General features: G+C 42.1%; 16 protein-coding genes. 4 read left to right on the forward strand and 12 right to left on the reverse strand.

Annotated features, from left to right (window positions below; translation table 11 throughout):
• Nucleotides 1-41: 41 nt before the first annotated feature.
• From RB151_RS18700 to RB151_RS18750, 11 genes are all read right to left on the reverse strand, one after another.
• Entirely contained in the window at nucleotides 42-629 is a 588-nt protein-coding gene (locus RB151_RS18700) for an RBBP9/YdeN family alpha/beta hydrolase (RefSeq protein ID WP_187265067.1), read from the reverse strand.
• 59 nt (nucleotides 630-688) lie between these two features.
• Nucleotides 689-979 carry a barstar family protein gene (locus RB151_RS18705; protein WP_370661198.1) on the reverse strand — a complete coding sequence of 97 codons (291 nt, stop codon included), beginning with the start codon at nucleotides 977-979 and terminating at the stop codon, nucleotides 689-691.
• Between the two features lie 12 nt (nucleotides 980-991).
• Nucleotides 992-1,480 (reverse strand): ribonuclease domain-containing protein, encoded by a 489-nt coding sequence (locus RB151_RS18710; protein WP_042846243.1) that lies wholly within the window; start codon nucleotides 1,478-1,480, stop codon nucleotides 992-994.
• Between the two features lie 101 nt (nucleotides 1,481-1,581).
• On the reverse strand, nucleotides 1,582-3,027 hold the full coding sequence (gene tldD / locus RB151_RS18715) for a metalloprotease TldD (protein ID WP_071548617.1): 1,446 nt from the start codon (nucleotides 3,025-3,027) through the stop codon (nucleotides 1,582-1,584).
• Between the two features lie 5 nt (nucleotides 3,028-3,032).
• Nucleotides 3,033-3,884, reverse strand: a complete 852-nt coding sequence (gene nit1 / locus RB151_RS18720) for a deaminated glutathione amidase (RefSeq protein ID WP_071548618.1) — start codon at nucleotides 3,882-3,884, stop codon at nucleotides 3,033-3,035.
• Nucleotides 3,884-7,675, reverse strand: a complete 3,792-nt coding sequence (gene yhdP / locus RB151_RS18725; protein WP_071548619.1) for an AsmA2 domain-containing protein YhdP — start codon at nucleotides 7,673-7,675, stop codon at nucleotides 3,884-3,886. The genes nit1 and yhdP overlap by 1 nt, the downstream gene beginning before the upstream one ends.
• Nucleotides 7,676-7,699: 24 nt before the next feature.
• Nucleotides 7,700-9,169 (reverse strand): ribonuclease G, encoded by a 1,470-nt coding sequence (rng, locus tag RB151_RS18730; protein WP_042846247.1) that lies wholly within the window; start codon nucleotides 9,167-9,169, stop codon nucleotides 7,700-7,702.
• The gene (locus RB151_RS18735) at nucleotides 9,166-9,753 is read right to left on the reverse strand and encodes a Maf family protein (protein ID WP_042846249.1); all 588 of its coding nucleotides are present in this window, start codon (nucleotides 9,751-9,753) and stop codon (nucleotides 9,166-9,168) included. The genes rng and RB151_RS18735 overlap by 4 nt, the downstream gene beginning before the upstream one ends.
• A gap of 36 nt (nucleotides 9,754-9,789) precedes the next feature.
• Complete coding sequence (gene mreD / locus RB151_RS18740) at nucleotides 9,790-10,278, reverse strand: rod shape-determining protein MreD (protein ID WP_042846252.1); 489 nt, start codon at nucleotides 10,276-10,278, stop codon at nucleotides 9,790-9,792.
• A gap of 37 nt (nucleotides 10,279-10,315) precedes the next feature.
• On the reverse strand, nucleotides 10,316-11,284 hold the full coding sequence (mreC, locus tag RB151_RS18745) for a rod shape-determining protein MreC (RefSeq protein ID WP_042846254.1): 969 nt from the start codon (nucleotides 11,282-11,284) through the stop codon (nucleotides 10,316-10,318).
• Nucleotides 11,285-11,365: 81 nt separating this feature from the next.
• Nucleotides 11,366-12,409: a rod shape-determining protein gene (locus RB151_RS18750; RefSeq protein ID WP_004908213.1), complete on the reverse strand. Its 1,044-nt coding sequence runs from the start codon at nucleotides 12,407-12,409 to the stop codon at nucleotides 11,366-11,368.
• 604 nt (nucleotides 12,410-13,013) lie between these two features.
• Here RB151_RS18750 and RB151_RS18755 point away from each other — a divergent pair.
• From RB151_RS18755 to accC, 4 genes are all read left to right on the forward strand, one after another.
• Nucleotides 13,014-13,994 (forward strand): oxidoreductase, encoded by a 981-nt coding sequence (locus RB151_RS18755; RefSeq protein WP_042846256.1) that lies wholly within the window; start codon nucleotides 13,014-13,016, stop codon nucleotides 13,992-13,994.
• 233 nt (nucleotides 13,995-14,227) lie between these two features.
• Nucleotides 14,228-14,692, forward strand: a complete 465-nt coding sequence (gene aroQ / locus RB151_RS18760; protein WP_042846258.1) for a type II 3-dehydroquinate dehydratase — start codon at nucleotides 14,228-14,230, stop codon at nucleotides 14,690-14,692.
• A gap of 18 nt (nucleotides 14,693-14,710) precedes the next feature.
• A complete protein-coding gene (accB, locus tag RB151_RS18765; RefSeq protein ID WP_042846260.1) occupies nucleotides 14,711-15,181 on the forward strand; it encodes an acetyl-CoA carboxylase biotin carboxyl carrier protein in 471 nt (156 codons plus the stop codon).
• A 12-nt stretch (nucleotides 15,182-15,193) separates the two neighbouring features.
• The gene (accC, locus tag RB151_RS18770; protein WP_042846261.1) at nucleotides 15,194-16,540 is read left to right on the forward strand and encodes an acetyl-CoA carboxylase biotin carboxylase subunit; all 1,347 of its coding nucleotides are present in this window, start codon (nucleotides 15,194-15,196) and stop codon (nucleotides 16,538-16,540) included.
• A gap of 75 nt (nucleotides 16,541-16,615) precedes the next feature.
• On the opposite strand, the gene RB151_RS18775 is transcribed toward accC, so the two are convergent.
• The gene (locus RB151_RS18775; RefSeq protein ID WP_048606179.1) at nucleotides 16,616-17,866 is read right to left on the reverse strand and encodes an anaerobic sulfatase maturase; all 1,251 of its coding nucleotides are present in this window, start codon (nucleotides 17,864-17,866) and stop codon (nucleotides 16,616-16,618) included.
• Between the last annotated feature and the right edge of the window lie 3 nt (nucleotides 17,867-17,869).

Consider the following 17,869-nt stretch of genomic DNA (forward strand, 5'->3'; position numbering starts at 1 on the left):
GTTTGCAAAGCAAGCACAACACCGTCTGCTTTGCTTTCCCTTTAGCTGAAATGGCGTTTGATTGTCTCTAATAGCGTTGGAAACTTTGTATAACCTTCCCTATCAAGGAAATGGCCTGCATTTTGCTCAAAAATCACCTGCGTTTTTAACAGTTCCGCCAGCGCTTTTGATGACTGAGGTGACACTATTTCATCATTGGTTGATATGATTGAAACACGTTTATCAGCCACACCAATCAATGAAGCGTAATTGAGCGGGCTGGTAGTATGACTGCGCAGTTCAGGAAGCGTCTGCTGCTCTTCATCAAAACCCGACACTAAAATATAGCCGGCAACAGCTTGGTTTTGGCCATCAATAAATTGTAATGCCGTCACACAACCAAGGCTATGACCAATAAAGATAGTATTCTCATCAATATCAAAAGGTAAGCTTTGCAATTTTTGCTGCCATTTTAGCGGATCAGGTGATAATGGCTCAGGCATAGCAGGAACATGAACAAAAGCGCCCAAATTTTCAAGTTCAGATTTTAGCCACGGAAACCAATTCTTTTTAGGTGAAGCAGTATAACCATGCACAATAACAAATTTTTTGTTTTGCAGTGGTAATGGTGTTGATGTGAAATCACTCATTCTAAAATCCCTATCAACTCAGTTATCTTACTTAAACTTTACCATGAGTAATGGGTAGATCAGTTAGAGCTTTTTGTTATATCTAAAGCAAAAATAAACTCTTCTTCCCACATATCTTGCGCATCATTCATAACGTCAATAATGTCTGAAAATTGAATACGCTGTTCAGATGTCATATGTGAAAATGTAATCGTTACAGGTAATTCAATACCTGCGGAAACCATGTCCCATAAGGCATCAAGGTTATATCCAAACCAATCTGGTAACGAAAATTGCTGGGCAAACTGATGATAAAAATCGTCAAATGTATTAATGTGCCTAAAGTCAAAACTGACATTTTTACTCATCATTCGCCCCTTGTCTTATTTTACTTGTTTAAAGCTTTTATAATGATCTTGGGTGATAAAAATCATCCCATCTGACGAGTATAACAAACGGTCAGCCCCTCGATGCCCACAACGGTAATTAATATCGGCTTCAAACCACTGACGTTCTTGTGCAATAGGTAACCTTTTCTCACGATTAGAAAAACGATCTCCCCCGATTGCCCTGCCGGGTAGAACCTCGCAGAGATTACCTTTTTTCGCATTCCACCCTGCTTCACGTGCCTGTTTCTTCGTCATATAAAAGGCTGGAAGCTTTTGGTATTTTTCCATAAAACTGACTACATTATCTTGCGCAGTGAGTTTATCGATGGTTTGCGGAGCTTCCTTTGGCGTTATCGCTTCACGAGAAGGCGGGTTATTTTGAGTCGCCGGTGGTTCCGGTGCCGTTTTGTCCCCGCCATTAAAATAGAGGCTAATCACAATCAAAATAGCCATTAACACTACGGATAAAAGACGTTTATTCATAACACCTCTGTTATTTTGTGCTTTGCAAAGACACAATCGCCCCAGTCACAATAGCGTCACTAGGGCGAACAAAGCCTATTTTATATTATAGTCCTGAAAAATTACGCGGTACCACCAACGGTAAGTTTATCCAGTTTTAATGTGGGTTGACCGACACCAACAGGGACACTTTGCCCTTCTTTACCGCAAACCCCGACACCTTTATCAAGGGCTAAGTCATTACCGACCATTGAGATTTGTTGCATAGCCTCAACACCAGAGCCAATTAATGTCGCCCCTTTCACTGGAGAAGTAATTTTCCCATTTTCAATCAGATAAGCTTCTGATGTAGAAAATACAAATTTACCCGAGGTAATATCCACCTGACCACCACCAAAGTTCGGTGCATAGATACCTTTGTCAACACTCGCAATAATTTCTTCAGGTGTTGAAGACCCCGCTAACATATAGGTGTTAGTCATTCGAGGCATTGGTAAGTGCGCATAAGACTCACGACGTGCATTGCCCGTTGGAGAGACTCCCATCAGGCGTGCATTCAGTTTATCTTGAATATAATTACGCAAAATACCATTTTCTATTAGAACGTTATACTGACCCGGTACACCTTCGTCATCGATTGCAAGAGAGCCACGACGACCAACAAGAGTGCCATCATCTACAACAGTACACAGTGACGACGCCACCTGCTCACCAATTTGGCCAGAAAAAACAGAGGTACCACGGCGATTAAAGTCACCTTCTAAGCCATGCCCTACCGCTTCGTGCAGTAAGACACCCGGCCAGCCAGCGCCAAGAACAACAGGCATCATACCCGCTGGTGCGGCAACCGCAGATAAATTCACCAAGGCCATACGCACAGCTTCACGTGCATATTGCTCAGCAACAACTTGCCCTTGATGGATCTCCAAGAAGTACTCATAGCCATAACGGCCACCACCACCACTTGCGCCACGCTCACGTTTACCATCATGCTCAACAAGTACACTGACCGATAAACGAACTAGCGGGCGAATATCTGCTGCCAGTGTACCGTCTGTTGCAGCCACCAGCACTTGCTCATAAACCCCCGTTAAACTTGCATTGACTTCAATTACACGAGGATCTTCTGCACGAGCGACCTGATCTACACGGTGCAACAAATCAATTTTTTGCTCTCGAGATAGGCTCTGTAGCGGGTCGGTCACTGAATACAGTTTTTTATACTCAACACCCGTTAAAATTTGTGATTTGCCAGAGCCCTGTTCATTGACAATGCTGCGTGCCGCTTTCGCACTTTGTGCCAGCGCTTGCAGTGAAATTTGGTCAGCGTAAGCAAAACCTGTTTTTTCACCACTCACTGCTCTGACTCCAACACCTTGGTCAATATTGTAAGAGCCATCTTTAATGATCCTATCTTCAAGAACCCACGACTCATGGAAACTTGACTGGAAGAAGAGATCTGCGTAATCCAGATGGCGTTCAGATAACATCCCTAAGATGTCATACAGATTTTCTTGTTCAAGGCGATTGGCGGCCAGCAAATGTTCGCTGACAGAAACTAAACTCATATTCGTTACTCTTTGGTTTCTTTTTTAATTAATGATGTCAGTTGCGGCCTAAAGCGGTTATGTTTTACCACTCTGATTTGCTCACGCATGACACCTAAGCTGTCCGTTTTTATATTCAAGACGGTAGATGCGACCGCATCCACATTCTTTTTGATAACTTTACCCCAACCATCGACTGCGAGGCTATGCCCCCATGTGCGACGTGTACCATGAACCCCAACTTGGGCTGGCGCTAGAATGTAGCACTGGTTTTCAATCGCACGAGCACGTAACAGAGGTTCCCAATGTGCCTGACCGGTATAACGAGTAAATGCCGCTGGAACTGAAATAATTTCAGCGCCTTGCTCACGTAACGCTTGGAACAAACCAGGGAAACGCAAATCATAACAAATCGTCATGCCAAGGCGACCCACCGGGGTATCAACAACCGTAATATGTTCGCCACGTTGATAAATTACGGATTCGTTATAATTACCTTGCTCATCTTCAATGTTCACGTCAAACATATGAATTTTATCGTAGCGTGCTTTAATATTTCCTTCGGAATCAAATAATAAACTGCTGCTGGTAATACGCTCAGGGTCTTCACGGCTAATCAATGGCATAGACCCAACTAAAATCCAAACATTATAACGCTTAGCCATTGCAATGACGGCATCTTGAAGCGGGCCTTTCCCCTGAACTTCAGCTTGTTTACGGTAAGCCGCGGCATCTGCAAATAATAATGCATTCTCAGGTGTCAGTATTAACTTAACAGTGTCAGGTAACTGTTTGATTTGTTGCTCTATTTGTGCCAAATTGTGTTTAGTATTATTTCCGCTACATAACTGCAAAAGTGCAACATTACCATTTTTCATTACTCTTGAGTCTCCTTCAGTTGGCGTAATACTTCATCAATTTTTGGCTCGTCCAAGCTACCTGTCACGCGATAACGAATAACAGAAACTTTACTCCATAATGGACCGAGCACTTTTGTCGCTGCGAAAACAGCAGCGCCTGCAAAAGGGTTTAACACAAATGCGGTTGCTACACCTACTGTAGCAGAAATTTCAGGAGTGATGACCGCTTCTAAGTTAATTTGCCGTTTAACGAGGTTGATTTCCCCACTCAGCGCAATATCTGCGACCAACCCATCAACATAAGTATTTTTGGATGCCATCACACCATTATGAATAGTGGCATCACCTTTAATAGAGTCAAAATTAAAGTCATCACTGAACGTATCGCGAAAATCGAGTTGTAACTTACGCAATAACGCATCAAAACTCACTAGACGTAGAATTTGCCCAGCTCGACCTCCACCCATTTGTGCTATTGCACCTTTACCTAATTTCGCTGACAACTTACCATTTAAGGTAGCAATATCCGGTGACCATGGAAGGTTCGCCCAGTCTAAATCGAATTGTATGGTATAAGGTGATTCAATAATAGGCACTAATATCCCGAAATAGGCTGCTGTTTCATCAAATGCGGCCCCCGTCAGAGAACCCGCGATTTCTGTTTTATTACCGTTCTGACTGTGCCAAATTGCATCTAATTTTAACTGTGTCGCACTATTATTTAATGTACCACCCGTTAAGCGTAGTGAGTGCCCCATAGGCTGAATATTGGCGCTGATTTCCCCCAATTTCTGCCCTGCAACCCAGCACTCTTTACAATTAAAGTGCAATTGTGGCCATTGGCTAAAATCAAACTGAGCAGGCCCCGCTAAGCTATCTTGATTACCTGCAAGTGAACTTGGGTTGTAATACAAATAATCAATAGCGACCTGCCATGGTTGATTAGCAAAAATTTGTAGTGACCCTTTTAAATTTTCGCTATCAATGTTGACTTGCTGCTCTGCACGCTGCAAATCATAGGTAAAATTGACATTTTTCCAATCTTGCCCGCCAAGGTTAATTGTTGGAATATGGATATCAAGTGATTCAGGTAAACGGATACTCATATCCCCTTGGCCGCGATTAGATGACATTAATAGCCCTGCAAGGCTCTGCCAATTCTCATCGGTCATAGGCGGTAAATCCACCGCAAAAACTGACTGTTTTGGTAGCTCTGGGAGCTTATTTTGCCATGGTGCAACATGCGCTTTTAATAACTTTAATGGCTCATCACCCAAACTCCACAGCGTGTTAAAACCAAGACGCTTGCCAATATCACCACCTACCGTCAATTGCTCTGTTGTTCCTTTAGCTTGTACATTTATTTCCCCAAGCTCAGCCAGTAATTGGTTATTCAATGCAGGTAACTGGCTTTTGAGTTGTTTTAAGCCCGCGGTGACATCAATTTGTAAACCGACCTGTTGTTTCGCCGACTCGGGTATTGTGATAGCAACATGGCTTTTCCAATCACTATTACCAGAAACCCGTTGTTTTATTTCCTCAGGTAGCATTGATAACTTATTCAGTGCCCAATTCCCCGCAATATCAACGTTTACCTGATAATCTTTAGCCCCGTCTGATGTGTTAAAATCTACGGAAATAGGTTGACCAAACCACTGCCCCTGGAGTTTCTCACCTCGTAAGTCACCATTATTAAAGACGAAACTTCCTGTGAGAGAAGAAATTGTGCTATCAATCGGCTGAATGAATAAATCATTTTTATTAAGGTTAACGCTTCCTGTTGCTACGACATCTTTCCCGGCCACCAGTGGGATAGATAGCCCCAACTGGCCATTCACCGTACCACCTATTTGTAACTCTTCTAGAGTGTCACCAATTGAGTGCTTCATCGGCGTATGGGTAAAATATTGTTGGATTTGTTTTCCAGTTCCACTGATATCAGCATTGATATACAGCATTTCTTTCGTGTAATCAGGGATATTGGCATCAAGGTTAGTTGCAGTCGCATCGGCGAGTTTGACGCTTGGCACATGCATGAATAACCCAGCACGCCTAAAGTCCAAGTCGATATCTAAATCCAATAAGGCTGGCCATTCATGATCGTACTCAAACGTTGCATCACGTAACGGGACATAAACTTGGAATTGACCATCATTATTATCATAAGGGAAATTTGCTGGGTCACCTTTATACACTAAGGTTGCATTATCCACCTTTCCTGCAATAACCGCCTTTGTTAGGTAATCAGCAACATCTTGCCCCATCAGTTTTTGTGGAAAATAACGCCATGCGTCTCCCGCATCATCCAAACGTAAGCCAGCTAAAATAGCTAAATCTGCATAATTCCCTTTCTTCGCTTTGGCATAACGAAACTCCCCGTTTGCCCAAAGTGATTTGGCTTGTACATCTAAAGATGGGCTCCAGAGCTTAAACTCACTGTCATTATCCAACCAATAAAGCTGCCCATTAGCCGTTTTTATCTCAAAAGGAGCTTTAAATTCGTCACGATAATCCACCTGACTATCTTGTAAGCTAACTGAGGCTCCCCCACTTTGCATGCTACCCGCTAAGACACCCGAAAAATGATTAATCGAAGGAAGCGCTTTCCATTTTTTCCAGCTAACATCCTGCCAATCCATACTAATTTGCATGTGTTCTGGCATATTCTGTGTGAGATCAAGGGCAAACTCACTGACGACACCCGTTGGTTGGCGATGCTGCCAATCCTGTACCATCTCGGGCGTTAGAAATGAAAAAGTGGGTAATATTTCACTTAAGCGTTCTAATTCAATATTTTTTGCTCGTATACGCCAGTGGTCGTTATCCTGATATTTTTTTGAAGCGGGTAAATACAAAACAGAAACATTACCTTTCGGCCAAATATATTCATTGGTTTTCAACGTATCAAGTTCAGGGATATTAAATAGCCAGCCATTCCCCTGCCTTTTCATGCGTAGCAATAAATCATTCACTTGCAGGTTTTGCGATAAACTGCCGGTTCCCCAGTTAGCTTCCCCTTGACGCAATTGAACTAGCCCACTTTCAATTTGCTGGTTTTTCAAGCTAATCCATGAAGAGAGGCTAAAGTTAGCATCTCGTAATGACGTGTTTTCTCGTAGCCAGCGACTAAGCCAAGGTTGCATATCAATATTATCGGCTTGCAGGTAAAAAATACCGTCACTTAAGACACCGTTTTTATCCGATACGTCTAATTTAACTTGCAAATAACCATGTTGTTTATTGATTGTTTCGAGGCTGACAAAACCTTGAGCCCTATGACGTTCATTTTCATTTAGCCAAGAGAGTTCAGGTAAAATTAGGGTGGTTTTTTGCCCTGAGGGCGTGAGAAAAGTTAACTGACTTTCTTTTAAGATAAAGTGGTCGAATTGACGTAAAAACAATTCTTCAATGCTGTCTAATGATTCCCCCTCAGAGGAACCTTCGAAATTAAAAGGGACTTTATAATCGACATTGAGCTGATAGAAGGTTAAATCACGAAAGCGCCAACGCAACGATAATATTGAACTCCAAATATCTAATTCGACGTCAATCACGCTCGCGGTTATATCTGTGGTTTCATTTTGTAATTCCACATTAGATAACATGAAGGTTGGGCCAAAATACTGCCAAGCCCCTTCAATTTTGCCAATTTGCACTGTGACATCATTATTTTTTTCAATGTAAGCAATGATATCTTGGCGGTAGCTATCAATATTCGGCAAGAGGAAACGCAAGCCTGTCAGCACTAGTGCGCACAGCAATAAGATAACCGCAGTGGTTACTAGTACTACACGTGGTAGTCGTTTCACTCATTTCTCCTTCAAACAATAATGCTACATCATGACAACATCAAAACGTTCCTGACTGTATAGTGGTTCAATCTGGACTTTAACCTGCTTACCAACAAAAATTTCAACTTCGGCAAGTGCGTGAGATTCGTCCCCTTTAAGTACATCCACAACCGCTTGAGATGCATAAACAAGGAACCTATCTGCATCAATAGTGCGATGAACTCGGACTATTTCCCGTAAAATTTCATAGCACACAGTTTCTACTGACTTAACTGTACCTCGACCTTGGCAAGTTGGGCAATCATCACACAAAACATGTTCAAGGCTCTCTCTTGTCCGTTTACGCGTCATTTCGACTAAACCAAGCTGAGAAAAGCCATTAATGGTCGTTTTAACTTTATCTTTAACCAGTGCTTGTTCTAATGATGCTAACACACGGCGGCGATGTTCTGGATCAACCATATCGATAAAATCGATAATAATTATACCACCAAGGTTTCGTAAACGAAGTTGCCTTGCTATTGCTTGAGTAGCTTCAATATTAGTATTGAAAATGGTTTCTTCTAGGTTACGATGCCCAACAAACGCCCCAGTATTAATATCAATGGTCGTCATCGCTTCAGTTTGATCGATAATTAAATAACCACCTGATTTTAACTCGACCTTTCTATCCATCGCGCGTTGGATTTCATTTTCGACATCAAACAAATCAAAAATGGGTTGATTTCCCTGATAGAGTTCCAATTTTGCCGTCATTTCAGGTACGTATTCTGCAATAAACTCTTGTAATTGAGTATAAGTCAAACGGGAATCAACGCGAATACGATCAAGATGAGCACCTGCAAAATCACGAATAATACGAAAAGCGAGAGCCAGTTCACCGTAGATTTTAGTCCGAGTAACATTACGTTTTTTACGCTCAATCACTTTAGCCCAAAGCCGTTTTAGGAAGGCGGCATCTTGTTTAACTTCTTCCTCGCCCACCCCTTCCGCTGCGGTACGGATAATAAAACCGCCATTTTCATCACAATATTGAGAAACGCACTGTTTTAGCCGTTCTCTTTCTTCTTCACTTTCAATGCGTTGTGAAACACCAACATGGGATGCCCCAGGCATAAAAACCAAATAGCGCGATGGCAATGTAATATCTGTCGTCAAACGAGCCCCCTTGGTTCCTAGAGGGTCCTTAACAACTTGGACAATCAAGTCCTGCCCTTGTTTTACTAATTCAGCAATGTCTCTGACATGAAAGTTTTTTTGCTCATCGCCAGCAATACATTCAGTGTGCGGCATAATATCAGAGGCATGCAAAAAGGCAGCTTTATCTAGACCAATATCAACAAAGGCCGCCTGCATACCGGGTAACACGCGGCTCACACGGCCTTTGTAAATATTCCCTACTAGCCCTCTTTTGGCTTCCCGTTCAACATGTATTTCTTGTAAGATCCCACCATCAATATAAGCAACACGCGTTTCAGATGGTGTAATATTTACTAATAGTTCCGCAGTCATGACTTCCCCTTACCATCACCTAACGCTAAAAATCGCTGAATGAGTTCATCTGTTTCAACCAGTGGTAAACCAACAACTCCATGGTAACTACCGTTAATTTTCCGTATAAAACGCCCACCAATTCCTTGTATTGCATATGCTCCCGCCTTATCCATAGGCTCGCCTGACTGTATATAATCCCGTATTTCAAGTAAAGATAACTCGCGAAAGGTCACATCTGTCACAATCAGTGACTGTATAGTCTGTTGGCGGTTAGATAATGCGATACCCGTCATTACTTGGTGTGTTTTCCCCGATAGCGCGCTTAGCATGGCTTCCGCATGTTTGTTATCTTGAGGTTTTTCCAATATTTCCCCATCAAGCACCACAATCGTATCTGCACCTAATACCGGACAATCTTCAGGGGCAATTGCAACACCAGCCAATGATTTATCGCGCGCAAGGCGTTGGACATAATCTTGAGGGGACTCACCCTGCTGCCACTGTTCTTCTACCTCTGGGCGTAAAATCTCAAAGGTATAGTTAAGTTGCTGAACTAGTTCACGCCTACGGGGTGAGCCAGATGCAAGATAAATTAAATTCATAAACTGTATTCCCTGTCAGAACGGATACCTAAAGCCTTAACACACTGAAAATTGTCGGCGAATTTTTCGTAGAAGCAAAAATAGCCATGGCCACAGAATACCATTCACTAGGCTATTCCAGAATACTTGTGGGTGAAATAATACTTGTGAAGACAGAAACTCAGCCCAAAAAACAGCTAAATCCTGAATGACTGTCAGTAACATAATCACTAAAGCTTGCTGCCACAGAGCCATATTACGCAATAACTGGTGCTTATAAGCAACAAGATAGCAAATTATACTAAAAGAAAGGGCATGAACCCCCAGAGCAGAACCTTGAATGGAATCAACGATAATTCCCAAAATAAAACTTGTGCCTACGCTAACACGATGCGGCAATGCCATGACCCAATAAGTGAGGATCAATAATAACCATGTAGGGCGGTAAAAACTTAGTTGTTCAGGCCAAGGCATGACTTGCAAAATTAAGGCAATAAAAAAAGATAACCAAATGATGGCTCGCCCGTTACCACGATACTCATCCATTCTATTTTCCCCTCCTCACCATACTCAATTCCCCTCTCTATGGTTCTGATACTGGAGACATTGACGGCGGCAGTGGAGGCCCCTGAATTTCACTTGGATTAGGTAATACTTGAGGCAGTACTTTCATTAAGCGTTCATTAGCCGCACGATATACCTCTGACGGCTTTAACGGAGTTTTAGGGTCGTTATCATTTCCCCATAAAAGGAGCAGATAACGTAAACGTTGTAGTTCTGCACTCGGCTTGGCACTAATAATCGTATAAGCGCGTTGTGTATCGTGTTTAACCGCAGAAACAACGGCAACTGGGTAACCTTCAGGGAAACGCCCCCCTAACCCAGAAGTCACTAATACATCCCCTATGCGAATATCGGTATTTTCAGGTAATGGCTCTAATTGTATGTCATCCGTACAACCAGACCCAGCAGCAATAACACGCACATCATTTCGTAGTACTTGTACGGGCAATGCATGAGTTGTATCACAAATGAGTAAAACACGACTATTGAAGTTACTGACGCCGACAACTTGGCCTACAACACCTTTATCACTAATAACAGGCTGCCCTTCGTAAACCCCTTCGTTACTGCCTTTATCTATCACAACTTGGTCGCGATATGGTGTATTCGCCCCTGAGATAACTTGCGTTACCATCATGTGTTCATCTTGACGAAGTGGCGAACCTAGCAACTCTCTTAAACGTGCATTTTCTTGTTTAAGTTGCTCTAGTAAAAGATTATCCGCTTTTTTCAGCAACAATTCTTGACGTAATGCCCTGTTTTCAAACTGTAATTGTTCGCGAGAGGTGAAACTTTCAGAGATGTTATCCAAAAATTGACGTGGCCCATTTGCTAAAAAATAGAATGGGCTAACCGCCGTGTCTAAGTAGGTACGGATTTTATTGAAAGGCTCAAATCGATGGTCAATCACCACCAGCACAAGTGCAATGATTACCGCAAAAATAATGCGTAACTGTAGGGATGGACCTCGCCTAAAAATTGGCTTCATGTGTGGCTAAGTTTCGCTAATGTCAGAGGATCAAAAATAGTCAAAGCAGCTAGGGTTTACTAGCTGCTTATAGCTGGCCATTTAGTCTTCGCTAAACAGGTCACCACCGTGCATATCGATCATTTCTAATGCTTTCCCGCCACCACGAGCGACGCAAGTTAGCGGATCTTCTGCAACAATAACTGGGATACCAGTCTCTTCCATCAATAAGCGATCTAAATTACGAAGCAGCGCGCCACCACCAGTTAATACCATACCGCGCTCTGAGATATCAGATGCTAGTTCAGGTGGGCACTGTTCAAGCGCTAGCATTACCGCGCTGACAATCCCAGTCAGTGGCTCTTGTAATGCTTCTAAAATTTCATTTGAATTCATTTTGAAACCACGAGGTACGCCCTCTGCAAGGTTACGACCACGGACTTCAATTTCATAAACTTCATCCGTTGGGAATGCAGAGCCAATCCCGTGTTTAATACGTTCTGCGGTTGCCTCACCAATCAGTGAACCGTAATTACGGCGCACATAGTTAATGATGGACTCATCAAAACGGTCACCACCAATACGTACTGAAGATGAATAAACAACACCATTTAAAGAAATAACCGCCACTTCAGTGGTACCACCACCGATATCAACAACCATAGAACCCGTTGCTTCAGATACAGGTAAACCTGCGCCAATTGCTGCTGCCATTGGTTCTTCAATTAAGAATACTTCACGTGCCCCTGCACTCAGTGCGGATTCACGGATAGCTTTACGTTCAACTTGCGTTGCCCCAACTGGTACACAAACTAATACTCGTGGACTTGGACGTAAAAAACTGTTGCTATGAACTTGTTTGATGAAGTGTTGTAACATTTTTTCTGTCAGGAAGAAGTCGGCGATTACGCCATCTTTCATTGGTCTGATTGCAGAAATATTACCAGGTGTACGTCCCAGCATCTGCTTGGCTTCACCACCGACCGCCGCAACACTTTTTGGCGAACCGGAGCGGTCTTGACGAATAGCAACTACAGAGGGTTCATTTAATTTGACGCCTTGTCCTTTAACATAAATAAGGGTATTGGCCGTACCCAAGTCAATAGACAAGTCATTAGAAAACATGCCACGAAATTTTTTAAACATAATGAAAGAGTTATCCTGCAAGCTGGGGACGAATATAAACCCGTCTACTCTACCAACCACTTGAAGCTGCCTCAAGGCGTTAATGGGCGACTTCTAAAAATATGGTTAATTCATCTATTATCACGTACTGTACTGTACATGCTTCTCATCAAAACGAAGCAGATAAAAGCCCCAAAAATAGATATTTATTTTACTTTTTCCATCATTAGATGAAATTACGTAAAAAAACCTATTCTTTGGCTGTTATATACTCCATTGTTTGTATTCCCAGTGTGACAAGTAATTATAACTACAAGTTCAAATAATATTGATATCTTTTTATTATTGCTACTCACTGGTTATTTTCACTACAAATTAGATGAATTTCACGAGTGTTAGCTCTATTATCTACCAAAAATAAGGCAAATTTGTATCAGTACGCAAAATGAATTAGTCGCGATGCGTTATTTTGCATGATAAAAGCCTATGTATGCCAGAAAAAAATAAATTTTTACAAAATAATTACATTATTAATAGCTTAAGAACCGTTATTACGTCAATGAAATACCGTTAAATTTTCGGCATTTTTACATGACATATTTAATCATTTTACTAGGAGTGAACGATGAAAGCTCTCGTCCTAAATCAAGCAGATGAAAAAATTGTCGCAAATATTCAATCTCTGACAACAGAAATGCTGCCAGCCGGAGACATTATAGTCGATATTCACTGGTCAACGTTAAATTATAAAGATGCTTTGGCCATTTGTGGGAAAGCAGGCGTAGTGCGCCAGTATCCGATGGTCCCTGGTATTGATTTTTCAGGGGTAGTCCACCACAGTGAAGACCCAAGGTTTCAAGTTGGTCAGCATGTGTTATTAACAGGGTGGGGAGTCGGTGAAACTCATTGGGGCGGGTTAGCCTCCCAAGCGAGAGTTCCTGCGAAGTATTTAACCCCATTACCTGAAAATTTATCCTTGAAGCAAGCCATGGTCATTGGTACGGCAGGCTTCACTGCCATGCTATGTGTTAATGCGTTAGAAGAAGCAGGCATCACTCCAGATAAAGGCGAAGTGATTGTTAGTGGGGCAAGTGGTGGCGTAGGGAGCACTGCCGTGCAATTACTCTCCCTTTTAGGCTATGACGTTGTCGCAATTTCAGGGCGCGAAGAGAATAACGCTTACTTGCAAAGCTTAGGGGCTAAAAGGGTATTACCTCGCAGCGATTTCACCCACGCGGCCAAACCATTAGATAAACAACTGTGGGCTGGCGCCATTGATACTGTAGGCGGGGAATTGCTAGCCAATCTTCTTGCTCAAACCAATTACAACGGGGCAGTAGCAGCTTGTGGTTTAGCCGGTGGGTTTAACTTACCAACCAGTGTGATGCCTTTTATCTTACGTAATGTGCGTTTACAAGGCGTTGATTCTGTTTACTACCCAGCGGCAAACCGCCCTAAAGTGTGGGAACGGCTTTCTCAAATACTACCAGCCTCATTCTATGAACACGTCAGTTCAGAGATTAAACTGGAAGATTCTGCTGAATTTGCACAAAAACTCTTAAAAAATGAAGTAACAGGGCGTACCCTTGTCAATCTACGCACCTAATCACAAATTTGCTGCGGTATTCTCCAAAAATAAGGATTACCGCACAATTCACAAAATAAATTCGGGTAATTTCTCTGATAAGACCAGTATTTTGCTGCTAAATGCCACGAAATAATTATAATGGCTCCCCTTGTCAGCCAAAAAAACATTTATTTTTATGATAAATGATGACAAACCCTCAACATCGGGTTATGTTGTCGGGCTATTGATATATCGTCGGAGTTAGCAGCATAATGACAGAAGATATTCACATTTTGCTCCTGAATGGGCCAAACCTGAACCTGCTAGGAACGCGTGAGCCAGGTACCTATGGCAGCAAAACCCTATCAGACATTGTTTCCAAACTGACGCAGGAAGCCAATGAGTTAGGGGTAAAATTGAGCCATTTTCAGTCAAATGCAGAACATGAGTTAATCGATAAAATTCATGCTTCCCGCAATGATGTTGATTTTATTCTAATCAACCCGGCTGCATTCACACATACCAGTGTAGCTCTGCGTGATGCGTTACTGGCAGTTTGTCTTCCATTTATCGAGATCCATATCTCGAATGTGCATGCCAGAGAACCATTTCGCCAACATTCTTATTTATCCGACCAAGCTGTCGGTGTAATTTGTGGTCTAGGCGCGGATGGCTACAGTTTTGCTTTGCAGGCTGCAGTTAACCGTGTGCGTCTAATTAATTCAATCCAAATATAAGAGTACGGAATCATATCCATGGATATTCGTAAAATTAAAAAGCTGATCGAGCTGGTCGAAGAGTCTGGCATTTCTGAACTGGAAATTTCTGAAGGTGAAGAGTCAGTACGTATCAGCCGCATTTCTGCCGCTTCTCAGGCTATGGCAGCACCGCAACAATATTACTCAGCACCTGTCGCACAACAGCCTGCATTAGCAAATGCTGTTGCTCCATCAGAAGCAATGGCTGCACCAGCGGCTCCAGCTGCAGTTGCAGGTCACCAAGTCCGTTCACCAATGGTAGGGACTTTCTACCGTGCACCAAGCCCAGAAGCACAACCGTTTGTTGAAGTTGGCCAAACTGTCAGCGTTGGTGATCCTCTTTGCATCGTTGAAGCGATGAAAATGATGAACCAAATAGAAGCAGATAAAGCAGGCGTAGTTAAAGCTATTCTGCTGCAAAACGGTGATGCAGTAGAATTTGACGAGCCACTAGTTGTTATCGAATAACGAGGCGTCTCCATGCTGGAAAAAATTGTTATCGCTAACCGTGGGGAAATCGCACTACGTATTTTGCGTGCCTGTAAAGAACTTGGCATCAAAACTGTAGCGGTTCACTCAACGGCTGATAGCGATCTAAAACACGTGTTGCTGGCTGATGAAACCATTTGTATCGGTCCTGCAGCATCCGCGAAAAGTTACTTAAATATCCCTGCGATTATTTCAGCAGCGGAAATTTCAGGCGCGCAAGCGATCCATCCGGGATATGGTTTCTTGGCTGAAAACGCTGATTTCGCAGAACAAGTTGAAAACTCAGGCTTTATTTTTATCGGTCCAAAAGCTGAAACCATCCGCCTAATGGGCGACAAAGTTTCTGCTATTAACGCGATGAAAAAAGCAGGTGTTCCTTGCGTTCCGGGTTCAGATGGCCCGCTAGGCAATGATGCAGAAAAGAATAAATCCATCGCAAAACGTATTGGCTACCCTGTAATCATCAAAGCATCAGGTGGTGGTGGTGGTCGTGGTATGCGTGTGGTTCGTAACGAAAAAGATTTAGAATCATCGATTAACCTCACACGCGCAGAAGCCAAATCTGCATTCAATAATGACATGGTTTACATGGAAAAATTCCTTGAAAACCCACGTCATATTGAAATTCAAGTGATGGCGGATGGTCAGGGTCACGCTGTTTACTTAGCAGAGCGTGATTGTTCAATGCAACGCCGTCACCAAAAAGTGGTAGAAGAAGCTCCAGCACCAGGTATCACGCCTGAAATTCGCCGTAATATCGGTGAGCGCTGTGCAAATGCATGTATTGAAATTGGTTATCGCGGTGCGGGTACCTTCGAATTCTTATTCGAAAACGGTGAATTCTATTTCATCGAGATGAATACCCGTATTCAAGTTGAACATCCAGTTACTGAAATGATTACTGGTGTCGACTTAATTAAAGAACAGTTACGTGTCGCATCTGGTTTACCGCTATCTGTAAAACAAGAAGACATTATTGTTCACGGTCATGCTGTTGAGTGCCGTATTAACGCTGAAGACCCGAATACATTCATTCCAAGTCCAGGTAAAATCACCCGTTTCCACTCTCCTGGTGGTTTTGGTGTGCGTTGGGAGTCGCATATTTACGCAGGTTATACTGTACCTCCTTATTACGACTCAATGATTGGTAAATTAATTACTTACGGTGAAACTCGTGAAATTGCCATTTCTCGTATGAAAAATGCATTAAACGAGCTGATCGTCGATGGTATTAAAACCAATATTGAATTGCACCAGATGATTATGAATGATGAAAACTTCCAAAAAGGTGGGACTAATATCCACTATCTGGAGAAAAAACTGGGTATTTCTGAATAATTTTTTGAAATAGCCCGTTTTATTTATCGTCAAAAAATACCGCGAAGCTGAGCTGCGCGGTATTTTTTATTGAATTTAATTAATATGGCGAATTGGGATTGTATTTTCGATAGGTGCAGCACGCTGGAATAAGTGTAAATTATCCATCACCGAGGCTGGGGGGCGACGAAAACGTAGCTCATTCGCCATATATTGCATATAGGGGTCAATGTGGCTAAAAATTGCCTTATAACCCTCACATAAATGATTATGCCATTTATTCTCAACTTTTTCTGTCCTATGCTTTGGGCATCCCCCATGACAAGCAAACTTAAATTCACATTTTTGGCACAATGAAGAAAGGTTGAGTTTTTGTTGGCCAAAACGTTGCTGCTGCTTACTATAAACTAGCTTATTGAGAGGCTTACTTAATAAATTACCCAGTTTAAATTCGGGATAGACAAAATGGTCGCAACTATAAATATCCCCATTTTGCTCAGCCACTAAACCGTATCCACACGCCGGCTGCATAACACAAAAACTAGGCATATCACCAGACCAAGCCGCAAGAGAGTTATCAAACAACTGGACAAAGACCTTCCCAACATCTTTTCTTACCCAAATATCAAAGACTTTATTAATAAAATTGCCGTATTGCTTCCCTGTTATTGACCATGAGGTTAGCGTTTTCTCTCCCGCTTCTTGTGGGTAGCTCAAATGTTGAAATTTACTATTGTTCATTTCATATTCGACAACAGGAATAAACTGCAAGTAATTAGCTTGAAGTTCTTCGGTAATAAAACGGTAGATTTCTTCTGGATATTTTGCCGTCTCATTATTAATCACCGTCAAAATATTAAAATCAATTTGATACTCTTTGAGTAGGCGAATTGCATTGATAACTTTATCAAAAACCGAATTACCTGAATTGGATTTTCGATAAATATCATGTAGCCATTGTGGGCCATCAAGGGAAATTCCGACTAAGAAATGATGTTCTTTTAAAAACTTAGCCCACTCAGCGGTTAACAATACCCCATTTGTTTGTATGCTATTGTAGATTTGCTTTCCTTTTCCATACCGCTTTTGGTATTGGATCACTCGTTGGAAAAAATCCATCCCCGCCATTAACGGTTCACCCCCTTGCCAAGTAAAATCAATTTCATGGCTTGGTGATAATTCAATGTACTGACGAATATATTCACGTAATGTATTGTCGTCCATACATTTTAATTTTTTACTATTAAAATCAGTTTGGTGTTCTTTTTCTAGATAAAAGCAGTAATCACACTTTAAATTGCACTGATAACTTGTTGGCTTAGCCATTATGTGAAACGCTTTTTTCATAGT

It is taken from the genome of Providencia rettgeri, from assembly GCF_001874625.1.
Lineage (GTDB): Bacteria > Pseudomonadota > Gammaproteobacteria > Enterobacterales > Enterobacteriaceae > Providencia > Providencia huashanensis.